The sequence below is a fragment of the Phenylobacterium sp. genome (assembly GCF_036495085.1).
In the GTDB taxonomy this organism is placed as follows: domain Bacteria; phylum Pseudomonadota; class Alphaproteobacteria; order Caulobacterales; family Caulobacteraceae; genus Phenylobacterium.
Genome location: NZ_DASXNL010000099.1, coordinates 1 through 14,494, shown reverse-complemented (window position 1 = coordinate 14,494; position 14,494 = coordinate 1). Strand labels below are relative to the sequence as shown.

The window sequence follows — 14,494 nt, the reverse complement described above, 5'->3', positions numbered from 1 at the left end:
GCCAGCGATCAGGCGGCGCCGGCAAGCACCCGCTCGATGTCGAGGTCAGGCGACAGACCTAAGCCCAAAAGCATCTCTTCGCGCTCAGGCCCACCCTTGGGACGGTAGGCCTCGGCGTTGCGCGCCCGCCCGCGGGCCCAGTAGCCCAGCACCTTGGCGATGTTCTTCGGCCGTTTCAGCCACGCCTGCGGATCTTCGAGCATATGGAAGCCGAGCAGCGCTGCGCGATAGAGCTCGACATCCGAACGCACGGCGATCGCCACGCCGTCCTCGAAGAACCGCTTGGTCATACGGCTCTTGAAGTTGGGCCGGTAGCTCGGCGTGAGCGCCTGGCGCGCCCGGCGTACGGCGCTGCGATCGGCGCCGCGCATGGCGTCGTAGAAGGGGCGAAGCTCCGTCTCGATGCGCCTCTGATAGGCGCTGAGCCGTGCGGCGGGGTCGCTGAACATCTGCAGTGCGTCGCGCAGCAGGTGGGCGCTGACGGCGGCGAAGGAGCAGCCGCGGCCGAACAGCGGATTGCTGCGCACCAGACTGTCGCCGACGGCGAAGAAACCGGTGACCGCCGCATGGCCGCCTGGAGCAAGGTCACGCCAGCGGCTGTGCAGGTCGCCCATTCCGAACACCTTGCTGATCGCGCTCGACGTGGCCGGATCGACCCAGGGCGCCAAGCCGGGCAGGCGCGCGCAGGCTGCGTCGAACACGGCCGGATCGACGATCTTCTTGCGCAGCTCCTCCTCGATCTCCGGCACGCAAAGGGTGATCGAGAAACAGCCGTTATCGCCGGGGAATACGCCGAACTTCAGGTACTCGAGATCGCCGGTCAGGGGCGCCTTGTCCCGTGGCGGCTCTGCGATGCCGGGGTTCAGCCGGTAGTGGCGGGTGAAATAGAGAATCCCGCAGTCCTCAGTCTCCTCACCGATCGCAGCGCCCGCCTCGATCAACTGATCGACGCTTAAGGACGTGCGGCCTGAGGCGTCGACCACGAGGTCCGCCGTGAGGGTCTCGCCATCCTCCAAGATCACGCCTGTGACCGAAGGGACCTCGCCCGAAGCAAGAGCCAGCGCCCTGACGAACACGCTAGGCCGGATGTTGACGTTGGCCTGGCGCTCGACATAGCGGCGCATGATCAGCTCCAGGGTCGTGCGCCGGCTGGTGAGAACGGCCAAGTCCTGATCCACGGGCTCGGGCACGTAGCTTTTGCGGTGGATGTCCGTAAGACCGCCTTCAAAGCCCAGGTCGCGGCAGCCGGCCTGCTGAAGTTCAGCCAGCAGCTGAGGGTGCTCATCGCGGATCATGAGGCGCATCCGGGCCAGAAAGGCGTGACTGTGGCGCAGGTGTCCGACGCCGCGGCGGGTCCAGCTCTCGAAGGCGGCGTCCGGTCCGCCTTGCGGCGGCGGTGGATCGCGTTCCAGGACGATGATCTCGCGGCCCGTCGGCGACAGGGCCAGCGCAGTCCAGAGCCCCGCCATTCCGGCGCCGATCACCAGCACCCGTTCTGCCATGTGGACGTCCCCGCTCGGTTTGCTGAACACCGTAGCGGAATATCGAGCCTAGCTCGTGGTCTTTCCAAGGCCGTCTGCGGCCTTCGCAGACGCGATCGCCGCGCGCAGCGCGGCCATGTCGGCCCCGGGGACGATAGTCCGGCCGACGATGAACGCCGGCGTACCATCGATCTTCAGAGCTTCGGCCAGGGCATGGGTGTCGAGAATCTGGCGTGCGATCAGCGGCTGGTCGGCGTCCTTGCGCGCGGCCGCCGCATTGATACCCACCTCAGCAAGGTGGCGGTCGAGCGCGGCGTCATCTAGCGCTCTGTCGCTCATCAAGGCCTTGTAGAGCTCGACCCCCTTGGCCTTGGCAGGCTCGGTCAGCGCGACCTTGGCTGCGGTGTCGGAGACTTCGCCGAAGATCGGGAACTCCTTGAAGACGAAGCGGACGTCGGGGTTCTCGTTGATCAGCTTGACCACTTCGGGGGCGGCGAGTTTGCAGTAGCCGCAGCGATAGTCGAAAAACTCGACCACGGTGACTTTGCCGTTCGGATTGGCCACGAAGTCACGGCTGTCGCGCTCCAGCTGCCCGCGATATTTGTCGATCGCCGAGGTCGAGGCCTTAAGGGCCGCCACGCGGTCGTTCTCGGCGAGCTTGACCGCCGCCTCGCGAACAACCTCCGGATGGGACATCAGATAGGCATGCACCTTCTCACCGAAGGCGTCGTCGAGCTTCTGGCAGGCGGACAGGGAGAAGGCGGCGGCGACGACCGCGGCGGTACGAAGAGCATGGGTCATGGCTGCCACATAGTTCAGCATGGCGTCTTTTGTTAGCCCCGGCAGGTGAGGGGAATCAGCGCGCCTGGGCGCCGGCTATCGATCCCTCGCGCGCCAGGTCCTTCAGATCGTCGCGGCTCGGTTTCGAGACGAGCACGATGTCGGTCGCGCGCCGCCACTCGGGACTATCCTTTGGAAGCCGCTCGCGGGCCCGTATCGCGAACTCGCGGGCTTGGCGCATGTCGCCGACGTTGAACTGATATTCCGCAGTGGCGAGCCGGGCGAGCCCTTCCTGGCCGCGCTTGTCGTAGGCCTCCGCCAGCATCCGCCAGGCGGCCGCATTGTCGTCTTCCTGGTTGAGCGCCTTCTTGAGTTCGACGATCCCCTCGTCGACCTTCTTGGTGTCGTCGAGAGCGATAAGCGTCTGGCCGAGATTCATGTGCAGCAAAGGCGCATCCTTCAGCGCAACCGACTTGCGCTGCGGCTCCTCGGCCTCGGGAATCCGTCCGAACTCGAAGAGAATCTGACCCTTAAGCTCCCAGAGGTACGGATTATTGGGCTGTTCGGCCAGGAGCGCATCGACCCGCTTCAGCGCCTTGTCCGGTTCCTTCATCTGGTAGTAGGCGATCGCCCGCGCATAGCGCGCCGGGTACGACGTGTCCTTCTCGTCGTACTTGGTCATGGTGACCTGCGGATTGATGAAGCCGTCGAGCTTGGCCTTCATCACCTCGTGCTCGGCCAGCGCCTCGGGGCTGTCCTTCTGATCGTAGTGCGGCATCGCCGCAACCCGACCCTGCAGCGCCTCGATCCGATCCGAGGAGAGGGGGTGATCGATGAAGAACCGGTAGCGGCGATACTGGGAGAAGACCTCCTGGTAGCGGAAGTTGTCGAAGAACTCCGCCAGGCCCCGCCCGGAGAGGCCGGCCTTCTCCAGGAGCGTGGCGCCTGCCTGGTCGGCGCGCCCCTCCTGCTCACGGCTGTATCCGATGGCGCCCAGCGCGCCGAAATAGGGGGCGCTGGTGATGAGGCCGGCGGCGGCGTCGCCCGATCCGGCGATGGCCGCAAGGACGCCCAGTCCCATGGTGAGGATCATCGGCACCATGCCGGCGCGCTGCATCTCGCCGGAGCGGAAACTGTGGCCGGCGGCCAAGTGGCCGACTTCGTGGGCCATGACGCCCTGCAGCTCGTTCGGATTCTTGGTCTGCAGGATTAGGCCCGTGTAGACGGCCATCACCTTTGGTGCGGCGAAGGCGTTGAAGTCCTTCGAGCCGATCAGGATGATCTGCACGCCTTTGGGGTCGATGCCGGCGGCCTTGAAGATCGGGTCGGCATCCCGATGCAGGATGTCCTCGATCTCGGTGTCGCGGATCAGCGTCTCGCCCGGGCCGAGCTGGGCTGCGGCGAGCCCGGGCCGCAGCACCATGCTGAGACCCAGGGCCGCGGCCAGCGCGACTCGGAGGAACGAACGGGCAGGGGCAGCCATGGTCAACTCTCGTCCAAACCCCCTCCGGTCCCGATGCGGAGCCTAGCGCGTCACCCGCGCCGCCACCAGCCTCTCCGCGGCGCGGCGGGCGGCGTGGAAATCTCCGCCGGGTCCGGTGCGCGGGGGGCAAGGGCGACGGGTTCCGGTTCCGGCTCCGGGATCGCGGGAGCGACGAGCGCTTCGGGAACAACCTCGGCCATCGGCTTGGCCTTGGCCCGGCTCGCCCGCGGCTTCCTGGCCGGGGGCGGAGCGTCGGCGTTGGCGGCGACCGTCTCGGAGATGGGGGCGGGTTCGGCGTCTACGGCCAGCGGTGGTTCGGGAGCCTGAACGGGCGCCTCCGCCGCCACGGACAGCCCCTGATCGGACGCCTCACCGCCGCGGCCCCTGGTGCGACCACGCCGCGCACGCTTGGGCCTGTCTTCGACGGCAGGCAGTTCGACCCACACCTCCTCCTCGCCGGCTTCGGCGCGCGGGCGCGCGGTCGACGGAGCCGGCGCCACGGCTTCCGCCGCCACGCGCGGCTGTTCACGCTGGTCGTTGGCAGGCGTCGGCGCGACGTCGCGCTTCATGTCCTCGGACGGATCGTACCAGACGAACGGGTCGTCGCCGTAGGGCACCCAGGGACGGGTCCAGGCAAAGACATCGGTCGGACGCCCGTCGTCGCGCATCCGGCGCCCGCCTCTGCGTCCGCGGCGGCGCCTGCGTCCCTGGCCACCCTCTTCGTCACCGTCGCGCGGCGCATCCACCGGGCGCGGAGCCGGTGCGGCGGCTCCGGCTTCGCGGGGCTCACCGTCGCGGCGACCGCGGCGGCGGCGGCGGCGGCCACGGCGGGCGCCTTCGCCCTCTTCGTGGCTCTCCTCGTCCCGGCGCGGCCGATCTTCGCGCGCGGCTCGCGCGCGCGGCTCATCGTCGTCGGTGTCCTCGCGCTCGATGGCCTCTTCGTCTTCCTCTTCTTCTTCCTCGTCCTCCTCGTCGATGGCCTCGTAGTCATCGACGTCGTCTATCGCCGGCTCATAGGCGACGGCCGGGGCGACCAAAGCCACGTGGTCCGGCCGCTGCTCCATCGAGGTGCGCTCGATCAGGCACTCGGCGTGAGCCATGTCGTCAGCCACGACGACAGTGACGAAGAGCCCGAGCGTCTGCTGCAGGCGCGCCAGGTGCGCACGCTTCTCGTTCAGGATGTAAAGGCCCACGGCGCGCGGCGCTTTCAGCGTCGCTTCACCGCCGCCTTTCAGGGCCTCGATCTCCAGGGTGCGGAGCGCGGCCAGCGCGCTGGATTCCACCGAGCGCACGCGGCCGGTGCCGGCGCAGTGCTCGCAGACGTGTGTGGTGCCCTCGAGCACGCCCGAGCGGCGGCGCTGGCGGCTGATCTCCATCAGGCCGAAGGCGCTGATCTTGCCCATCTGCACGCGGGCGCGGTCGTCCTTCAGGCAATCCTTGAGCTTCTTTTCGACAGCGCGGTTGTTCTTCGATTCATCCATGTCGATGAAATCGATGACGATCAGTCCGGCGAGGTCGCGCAGGCGAAGCTGGCGGGCCGCCTCTTCGGCGGCTTCCATGTTGGTCTTCAGCGCCGTGGCCTCGATGTTCCGCTCGCGCGTCGAACGCCCTGAGTTCACGTCGACGGCGACCAGCGCCTCGGTCTGGTTGATCACCAGGTAGCCGCCGGAGCGCAGCGGCACGACCGGCGAATAGATCTGGCTGAGGTGGTCTTCGACCCGGTGCTTGACGAAAAGCGGCGTCGGCTCGCGGTAGAGTTGCACCTTCTTTGCCTGGCTCGGCATCAGCATGCGCATGAACTCGCGCGCTTCCTTGAAGCCGGCCTCACCCTCGACGAATACGCCGTCGATGTCCTTGTCGTAGAGGTCGCGGATTGCCCGCTTCACGAGGTCTTCTTCCTCGTAGATCAAGGCCGGCGCGATCGAATGCAGCGTCGTCTCGCGAATGTTCTCCCACAGGCGCAGCAGGTAGTCGTAGTCGCGCTTCAGCTCGGCCTTGGTGCGCTTGGCCCCCGCCGTGCGGACGATCAGGCCCATGCCCTGCGGCACGTCCAGGCTCTGGACGATCCCCTTCAGACGCCGGCGATCGGTCGCGGTCTCGATCTTGCGCGAAATGCCGCCGCCGCGCGCGGTGTTCGGCATCAGGACGCCGTAGCGGCCGGCCAGGGACAGGTAGGTGGTCAGAGCGGCGCCCTTGTTGCCGCGCTCTTCCTTGACGACCTGCACCAGCATGATCTGCCTGCGGCGGATCACTTCCTGGATCTTGTACTTGCGCATCAGACGCCGGCGGCGCCTTGCGACCTCTTCCTCCATGACGTCGTCGTCGTCTTCCGACGCGATTTCGTGATCTTCGTCCTCGTCGTCGGAGGAGGCTTCGGCGGCGGCGCCGCCGCGGCGGCCGCGCGGCTCGTGGTGTTCATCGTCGTCTTCGGCCTCTTCGCGCATCAGCGCTTCGCGGTCGGCGACCGGTATCTGATAGTAGTCCGGGTGGATTTCGTTGAAGGCCAGGAAGCCGTGGCGGTTGCCGCCGTACTCGATGAAGGCCGCCTGAAGCGACGGCTCAACGCGCGTCACCTTGGCGAGATAGATGTTCCCTCTGAGCTGCTTGCGGTTGGAACTTTCGAAGTCGAACTCTTCAACGCGGGTTCCATCGACGACCACCACACGCGTCTCTTCCGTGTGAGCTGCGTCGATCAACATATTCTTGGACATTAAGATTATCTCCGCGGCGCGCCCCGGACCTGAGGTCCAGGCGCTGCCGGTTTTTTGTGGGACGGGCGCGCGCGCCGCCCTGGAGGACGCCGAAAGCGGCGCCTCGGGAGGCTTGAGGCCGGAACATGGCTTGAGCAGCGCTGCCCATCGAGTGTGTTCCCAGGCGCGCCGGGGTGGCGCGGATCGGATAGAGCGTCGGTCGCCGGGAATCGGTCAGTTGACGCGGGCTTTGTTCGCGCGACCCTTCGCCCCGCAAGATGCGAGAGGCGGCCTGGCGCGCGGCCGGACATTGCAACAGTGGGCTGGAAAAAGAAACCCTAACCCGAAAGGTCGCGCGCGAGGCGCTTAGCCGGCGCCGGCCGAACTGCGCCGCCAGGACGCAGGGGCACGGTTAACCGTTTGTCTACCCGGCAGGCGCGTATATGGCTCTCTTGCGTGGTGGTTTACCATTCCCTTCGGGGTTGAGGCTCAATGCTGGCTGGGGCCGGACGGTTTTTGGTGAGGAATCGGATGCGCGCCGGCGCTGCTGCGGTCGCCGCGGCTGTGGGGCTGAGCGCCGTATTCGCCGTATCCCATGCCGCCACGGCGAGCGGCGGGCTCCTGAAGGTTCGGCTCGGTGGTGACGCAGAGCAGACCCGACTGGTCTTGGACATCGACCAGGCCGCCACCGCCAAGCTGGTCTCCGACGGCTCGGCAGACGGCCACGCCATCCTCATCCTGCCGACAGTTTCGGCCCAGGGCGGCCTTCAGGGAGCCGGCCAGGGCCTGGTGACGGCCTGGGCGATCGAACAGACCCCCGCAGGCGCGCGCCTGCAGATGGATCTGGCCCCAGACGCGCGGATCAAGGGTCGCTTCCTGCTCCCGCCGGCCGACGGCGTCGCTCACTATCGCTACGTGGTCGACATCATCTCCCAGCCGGGCGCCGTGCGCCTCGTCAGCTCCAGCGATCGTTCCGCCGCGCTCGGCTTGCAACTGCGGCCGCAGATCACCACCCAGCAGATCACCACCCAGCAGATCCCCCCCGTTTCGCTGAAGAAGGTCGTGGTGATCGATCCTGGCCACGGCGGCCACGATCCGGGCGCGAGCGGCGCGCAGGGCTTCGAGAAGGACATCAACCTCGCCGCGGCCCTGGCGCTCAAGGCCAGGCTCGAGCGGACGGCGCGCTACCAGGTGGTCCTGACCCGCCAGGACGACACCTACGTCCCGCTGGAGACCCGCGTGCGCATCGCCCAGCGGGCCGGCGCCGACCTCTTCATCTCACTGCACTCCGACAGCGGACCGGACGCCACGCTGCGCGGCGCCAGTGTTTACACCCTCTCCGACAAGGCCTCGAACCGCGCCGCGCGCTTCGTCAGCCGCGACGATTGGTTCATGAAGGCGAGCCTCACCGGCGACCGCGGCGTCAGCGACATTCTCTTCGACCTGACCCAGCGGGCGACGAAGAACCGTTCAGCAGCCTTCGCACAGACCCTCGTCCATCGCATCGACGGCAAGGCGCCGCTGCTGCGCCGCACGCAGAGGGACGCCGGGTTTATGGTGCTGCTGGCCCCCGACGTCCCGGCGGTGCTGCTCGAGATGGGATTCCTCAGCAATGCCGACGACGAGGGGTTCCTGCGGGACGCGCAGAAGCGCGCGCGGCTCATGAACGCGGTCGGCGATTCGATCGACGACTACTTCGCCCAAGCGACGCGGATTGCGTCGCGCTGACGCGCCCCCCGCTCGTGGGCGTTGGCGCCGCATCCGAAGCCGTCTAGACCGAACGCCGATGGGGTCGGGCGCCCCCCCGGAGGCCGTAAGTCCGTTGAATCCTCCCCGCGAGAAATGGGTCGCGATCGCCGGCGTGGCGGTGCTGGGCCTGATTGCGGTCGCCGGTTTCGCCATCGCCATCTGGGCGGCGTGGCTGTTCCACGACATGCCCGACGCCGGCGACCTGGCCGACTACCATCCGCCAACCGCCACCCGGGCCTATGCCTGGGACGGCACCCTGATCGGCGAATTTTCGCGCGAGCGGCGCATCTTCGTGCCCTATGACGCGATCCCCCCGCAGCTCGCCCAGGCGTTCCTGGCCGCCGAAGACCGCAACTTCTTCAAGCACTCAGGCCTCGACTACGCCGGCATCGTGCGCGCCAGCGCCAAGGATATCGTCAACATCGCCCAGGGCCGGCGGCTGGAAAGCGGCTCGACCATCACCCAGCAGGTCGCCAAGAACATCCTGCTGACCAACGACGCCACCATCGGCCGCAAGCTGAAGGAGGCGCTGATCGCCCAGCAGCTGGACCGCACCTTGCCCAAGGAGCGGATCCTCGAGCTCTACCTGAACGAGATCTGGCTGGGCTACCGCTCCTACGGCGTGGGCGCGGCGGCGTACAACTACTTCGGAAAGTCGATCACCGACCTCGACCTCGCCCAATCCGCCTATCTTGCGTCCCTGCCGAAGGGGCCGGACAACTACCACCCGGTCCGCCGCAAGGCCCAGGCGATGGCGCGCCGCAACTGGGTGCTCGACCAGATGGCCGAGGCTGGCTGGGTCACCCGCGCCCAGGCCAATGCGGCAAAACAGGAAGACCTGGTCGTCCAGCCCGAGCCCACCCGCGCGAAGTACCGCGATGCGGACTATTTCGTCGAAGAGGTCCGCCGCCGTGGTCTGGCCACCCTGGGACCCCGCCTCAACGAGGGCGGCTACTACATGCGCACCACCCTCGACCCACGTCTGCAAAGCGCGGCACGGACCGCGCTGATGGATGGGTTGGAGCGCTACGACCGCCGCCACGGCTGGCGCGGCGCGTGGGGTCATGTCGCCACCCTGGCCGGCTGGGAGGACGTGGCGAAGAAATCGGCTCGGCCAGCTGAACGTCGCACCTGGCGCCAGGCGGTGGTGACGCAGGTCGCGGGCGGAACCGTCCACGTCACCACGATCGAGGGCCAGACCGGGACTCTGGCGGCGGAAGATGTCGCCTGGGCCAGGGCCGGCAAAGGGATCGGAACCGGCGATCTGATCTTCGTTGCGCCCGATGACGCCGGAGGCCCGGCGCTCAGGCTGAAGCAGGTGCCGGCGGTCAACGGCGCTCTCGTAGCGATGGATCCCGACTCCGGCCGGGTGCTGGCGATGGTCGGCGGCTATTCCTTCTCACTGTCGAGCTTCAATCGCGCCACCCAGGCCATGCGTCAGCCGGGCTCCGCCTTCAAGCCGATCGTCTACGCCACGGCCCTGGAGAATGGCTACACGCCGGCCAGCGTCGTCATGGACGCGCCGATCTCGCTCCCCGGCGCCAACGGCCAGACCTGGACTCCGGAAAACTACGAGCACGACTACCTTGGCCCGCTGCAGCTGCGCAAAGGCCTTGAGCTCTCGCGCAACACCATGACCGTGCGGCTGGCCCAGGGCGTCGGCATGCCGAAGATCAGCGCCTCGGCGATCCGCCTGGGCGTGGTGACGAAGATGGAAAACGTCCTCGCCATGGCGCTCGGCGCGGGCGAGACGACGGTCTTTAAGCTGACCGCCGCCTATTCGTCCTTCGTCAACGGCGGCCGAAAGATCGAACCTCACCTGATCGAGTTGGTGCAGGATCGCGAGGGGAAGACGATCTTCAAGGCCGAGACGCGCGACTGCGATCGCTGCTCCAACGGCTTCGACGGCGATGAGAGCCCTCGCATCCCGGTGAGCGGCTCGCAGGTTTGGGACCCGATCACGGCCTATCAGATCACCTCCATGCTGCAGGGCGTGGTACAGCGCGGGACCGCCGCTGCGGCCTCTGTGCTGGGCCGCCCGACCGGCGGCAAGACCGGCACCACAAGCGAATTCCGCTCGGCCTGGTTCGTGGGTTTCACCCCCCACCTGGTTGTCGGCACCTACATCGGCTTTGACGACAATCGCAGCCTCGGCAACGGCGAGACCGGCGCGCGAGCGGCCGTGCCGATCTTCATCGACTTCATGACCCAGGCGAACAAGAGCTTCGCGCCGGACGACTTCAAGCCCCCGGCCAATGCCAAGTACGCCATGGTTCGCGGGATCCGCGAGGCGTTCCGGCCGGGCACCGAGCCGCGCGTGGCCGATGTGGTCGTCGATACGGCCGGCGGGGCGCAGCCGTACAACAAGGTCTTCCAGAACGGCCTTACAGGCGCGCCGAACGCCGCCTCGGCTGTCCAGCCCGCGACGCCGCCGAAGAAGCCCGACGAGGTCAATGGCTTGTACTAGGGCGCGGGTCAGCCTATCTGGCCCGGCCTTAGAGAGAGCAGGAATTGTCCCATGAGATTGGATGTCGAGGCCGCCAAGGCCGACATCGAGCAGTCGGTCGAACTGCTCAGGAGGCGTCTTTGACTGGGAGCCGGCGCTCCGAAAGCTCGATGAGCTGAACGCCCGCGTCGAGGACCCGACGCTCTGGGACAATGCCGCGGCCGCCCAGGCCCTGATGCGCGAACGCACCCGTCTTGCCGGCTCCGTCGAAGCGGTGAGGGGGCTCGAGCGCGACCTCGCCGACGCCTTGGGGTACGCCGAACTGGCCGACGAGGAAGGCGATGAGGCCTCGCTTGACGAAGCACGCTCGCAGCTGAAGGCCATCAAGGAGCGCGCCGGGCGAGCCGAGCTCGAGGCCTTGCTCTCCGGCGAAGCCGACGGCAACGAAGCCTTCGTGGAGATCAACTCTGGCGCTGGCGGCACCGAGTCCTGCGACTGGGCCGGCATGCTGCTGCGCATGTACACGCGCTGGGCCAACGCCCATGGGATGACGGTCGAGTTCCTCGAGGAGACTTCCGGCGATCAGGCCGGGATCAAGTCGGCGACGCTGCAGGTCAAGGGAACCAACGCCTACGGTTGGTTGAAGACCGAGGCAGGCGTCCACCGCCTGGTGCGCATCTCGCCCTTCGACAGCGCCGCCAAGCGGCACACCAGTTTCGCGTCGGTCTGGGTCTATCCGGTGGTGGACGACGATATCGTCATCGACATCAATCCGGCCGATGTGCGGACTGACACCTATCGGGCCTCCGGGGCCGGCGGCCAGCACATCAACAAGACCGACTCGGCCGTGCGCCTGACCCACATCCCGACCGGCGTGGCCGTGGCCTGCCAGGCCGGCCGCTCGCAGCACCAGAACCGGGACGAGGCGTGGAAGATGCTGCGCGCCCGGCTCTACGAGCTTGAACTGCAGAAACGGGAGGCCGCACAGCAGGCGCTGGAAGACCAGAAAACCGACATCGGCTGGGGCCACCAGATCCGCAGCTACGTCCTTCAGCCCTACCAGATGGTCAAGGACCTACGCACCGAGGTTGAGACCTCCGACACCCAAGGCGTCCTGGACGGCGACCTCGACGCTTTCATGGGCGCTGCGCTTGCCCAGCGTGTCGGCGTGACCCGCGACGCCGCGGAGCCGGCCTGACGCGCCCCGCCGGAACAGCTACTCCGCGGCTTCGTGCACCAGGCTCAGTGGCTCCGACGCCCCGGCGAGAAGCTTGATGCTGCGCCCGGCGAAATGAGCCCCGGGCTCGATGGCCAACTGGCCGTGAGTGATGTCACCCTCGACGTGGGCGCTAGCGTAGAGCTTCACGCTCGTTGCGGAGATCGTGCCGGTGACGCGGCCGCGGATTTCGACCGCCTCGGCGCTCACCGCGCCTTCGACCTGACCCGTCTCGCCGATAGTGAGATGCGCCACGACGAGGTCGCCGCGCACCGCGCCGTCGAGCTGCACGTCCCCATCGCTCTTGAGGTCGCCGCTGACACAGACGTTTTCGGCGATCAGCGAACAAGCAATGGCTTTGCGGTTCGTATCGGCGCTGTCGGCGCGCGAGGCCGTGGAACTAGCCGGCTTGGAGAACATAAGCGCCTGCCTTGACGAAACGGTCCGGATTTTGCGCGCGGCCGTTCACCCAGACTTCGTAGTGCAGGTGCGTTCCGGTGGATCGGCCAGTGGAGCCCATACCTCCTATGCGTTGGCCGACCCCCACCTGTTCGCCGACCTTGACAGAAATGGCCGCCAGGTGGGCGTAGCGGGTCTTGAAGCCCCGCCCGTGGTCGATCTCCACGGTGTTGCCATAGCCTGAGCGGACCCCTGTGAACGACACGACGCCGGGCGCAGTGGCGTGGATCGGGGTCATCGGGCCGCCGGGGAAATCCAGGCCCGAATGAAAGGCCGGCCGGCTGGTGAAGGGGTCATAGCGGACGCCGAAACCGCTGGACTTCTCAGTGCCTGTGGTGGGCCTCGCAAAGGGAACGTCCTGGGCGGCCTCCTGTAGAGCCCGGGCTTCACCCATGTCGGCGGCCGCGTGCTGCACGCGCTCGGCGAAGCCCTCATCCACATCGAGCACGGCCGCCAGCGCTCGCGGGTCTTTGGCTTCGATCAAAGGTCCGCCCAGGGCTCCGCCCTTGGGCATATAGGCTGCGGGCGTGAGGCCTGCGAGCCGGAACGCCAGGCGCAGGCGATCTGCCCGGCTTTTGGCGAAGCTGTCGGCGGCGTCGAGCAGCTTTTCCTGGCTGACCCGAACGGTCTCGACCATATGGGCCGGGTTGGTGTCCTTGGTCATGACTGCTTCGTTGATCACGGGCGTCAGCGCCGCGGCCGCGCCTGGCGCGCCCTTCATGTCGGTGAGCAGCATGGCGAGCGCGGCATGCCGCTTCTCGATGTTCGCAGCTAAGGATTGGTTTGCGCCACCGCCGGCGTTGAGTTCAGCGACAGCGGAGTTCAGCCGAGCCTGGCGGTCGGCGATCCAGCGCTCGTACTTGGCCTGCGTGCGGGCGACCTCGCGGTCGGCCGACGATGCCGAGAGCATATTGACCAGCATGGCGGCGCTGCAGACGCCCATCCACAACGCGGCCGCCGAGACCCCGGCCGCAGCGGCGATCTGCTTCCTGGAGGTGAGGACGTAGCCCTTCATCTCACCGCCCGAGCGGACATAGAGATGGCGTTCCGGAAATAGCTCAACGAGCGACCGGCGAAGGCGCGCCAAACGATCCATACGTTTTTGAAGGTCCCCGACCCCTATCACCGGCGATATGCGATGAGATCGTGGAAACGCGCAAGGCGCTTTACGCCGCAAGCAGCGTCAGTCCGAACCTGCGGAAGATGTCGGGTATGTGGTAAACGCCACCTTAACGGTGAGGGGACTTTCCCTTGAACCGGCGATCGCCGGTTGGTTCGACTTCAGATCATCGGCGTGAGAGTGCGACGCCGCGTCGCACCCGCCTCTAGAGGGATTTGACCGCGTCCAGCACCTCCTGGGCATGGCCCGCCACTTTCACCTTGCGCCAGATGCGCCGGATGACCCCGTGCTTGATGAGGAACGTTGAGCGGTCGATGCCCATATACTCGCGGCCGTAGAGTTTCTTTTGGACCCAGCTCTCGAAGCGCTGAATGACCGAACCCTCGGGATCAGAGCCTAGCGGGATGGTCAGGCCGTATTTCTCGGCAAACTTCTGATGGCTCTTCACGGTGTCCTTGGAGACCGCGACCACCGCGGCGCCCGCCTTAGCGAACTCCGGCGCCAGAGCGCTGAATTCCTTGGCCTCCGTGGTGCATCCGGTCGTGTCGTCCTTGGGATAGAAGTAGAGCACCAGGGTCTTGCCCTTGAAGTCCGCCAGCCGGATCTGCCCTGAAGCACTTTCCAGCTGGAAATCCGGCGCCGGCGCGCCCTCGCTCACCTTCCCCATGTCATGCTCCTCAGATCGGTTTCACCAGGACGATCTTCTTCTTGCCCGCCGCAAGCTTGACCACACCTTCCACCAGGTCGGCGGCCGTGACCATCCGACTGGCGTCGAGCTCGGCCTTGTCGTTGACGCGCAGGCCCCCGCCGTGCGCCAGCCGGCGGGCTTCGCCTCGCGAGGCCGCCAGTCCGGCGTCCGCGGCCAGCGCCGCCAGCACGATGCCGGACCCGAGCTCAGCGGCCGGCACCTCATAGGTCGGCAGATCATCGGAGAGCCTGCCTTGCTCGAATGCGGCTTCGGCGGCCGCACAGGCCTTGGCGGTTTCGTCAGGCCCGTGCAGCAGGCTCGTGGCCGCATTGGCCAGCACCTTCTTGGCGTCATTGATCTGGGCGCCCGGCAGGGCTTCCAG

At 67.2% G+C, this 14,494-nt stretch carries 11 protein-coding genes; 3 read left to right on the top strand and 8 right to left on the bottom strand.

The window, feature by feature from the left end; genetic code table 11:
• Positions 1-8: 8 nt before the first annotated feature.
• From VGI62_RS11745 to VGI62_RS11730, 4 genes are read right to left on the bottom strand one after another with little or no spacing between them, the layout of a single operon-like run.
• Complete coding sequence (locus VGI62_RS11745; RefSeq protein WP_331504676.1) at positions 9-1,502, bottom strand: NAD(P)/FAD-dependent oxidoreductase; 1,494 nt, start codon at positions 1,500-1,502, stop codon at positions 9-11.
• Between the two features lie 48 nt (positions 1,503-1,550).
• Complete coding sequence (locus tag VGI62_RS11740) at positions 1,551-2,303, bottom strand: DsbA family protein (RefSeq protein ID WP_331504675.1); 753 nt, start codon at positions 2,301-2,303, stop codon at positions 1,551-1,553.
• A 34-nt stretch (positions 2,304-2,337) separates the two neighbouring features.
• Positions 2,338-3,744: a M48 family metalloprotease gene (locus VGI62_RS11735; protein WP_414695682.1), complete on the bottom strand. Its 1,407-nt coding sequence runs from the start codon at positions 3,742-3,744 to the stop codon at positions 2,338-2,340.
• A gap of 50 nt (positions 3,745-3,794) precedes the next feature.
• Positions 3,795-6,455: an Rne/Rng family ribonuclease gene (locus VGI62_RS11730; protein ID WP_331504674.1), complete on the bottom strand. Its 2,661-nt coding sequence runs from the start codon at positions 6,453-6,455 to the stop codon at positions 3,795-3,797.
• A gap of 510 nt (positions 6,456-6,965) precedes the next feature.
• On the opposite strand from VGI62_RS11730, the gene VGI62_RS11725 reads away from it, so the two are divergent.
• From VGI62_RS11725 to prfB, 3 genes are all read left to right on the top strand, one after another.
• Positions 6,966-8,162, top strand: a complete 1,197-nt coding sequence (locus VGI62_RS11725) for an N-acetylmuramoyl-L-alanine amidase (RefSeq protein ID WP_331504673.1) — start codon at positions 6,966-6,968, stop codon at positions 8,160-8,162.
• Positions 8,163-8,256: 94 nt separating this feature from the next.
• A complete protein-coding gene (locus VGI62_RS11720) occupies positions 8,257-10,650 on the top strand; it encodes a penicillin-binding protein 1A (protein ID WP_331504672.1) in 2,394 nt (797 codons plus the stop codon).
• A 51-nt stretch (positions 10,651-10,701) separates the two neighbouring features.
• A protein-coding gene (gene prfB / locus VGI62_RS11715) for a peptide chain release factor 2 (RefSeq protein ID WP_331504671.1) occupies positions 10,702-11,827 on the top strand; the annotation gives its coding sequence in 2 pieces (ribosomal slippage) (positions 10,702-10,770 and positions 10,772-11,827; 1,125 coding nt in all).
• Positions 11,828-11,845: 18 nt separating this feature from the next.
• Here the strand turns inward: prfB and VGI62_RS11710 are convergent.
• The 4 genes from VGI62_RS11710 to VGI62_RS11695 all read right to left on the bottom strand — a co-directional run.
• On the bottom strand, positions 11,846-12,265 hold the full coding sequence (locus VGI62_RS11710) for a polymer-forming cytoskeletal protein (protein ID WP_331504670.1): 420 nt from the start codon (positions 12,263-12,265) through the stop codon (positions 11,846-11,848).
• Positions 12,246-13,400: a M23 family metallopeptidase gene (locus VGI62_RS11705; protein WP_331504669.1), complete on the bottom strand. Its 1,155-nt coding sequence runs from the start codon at positions 13,398-13,400 to the stop codon at positions 12,246-12,248. Before VGI62_RS11705 ends, VGI62_RS11710 begins: the two co-directional genes overlap by 20 nt.
• 229 nt (positions 13,401-13,629) lie before the next feature.
• Positions 13,630-14,091, bottom strand: coding sequence for a peroxiredoxin (locus VGI62_RS11700; protein ID WP_331504668.1), 462 nt, complete (start codon positions 14,089-14,091; stop codon positions 13,630-13,632).
• A 10-nt stretch (positions 14,092-14,101) separates the two neighbouring features.
• Positions 14,102-14,494: S4 domain-containing protein (locus tag VGI62_RS11695; protein ID WP_331504667.1), on the bottom strand; the 393-nt coding region annotated here is incomplete at its 5' end.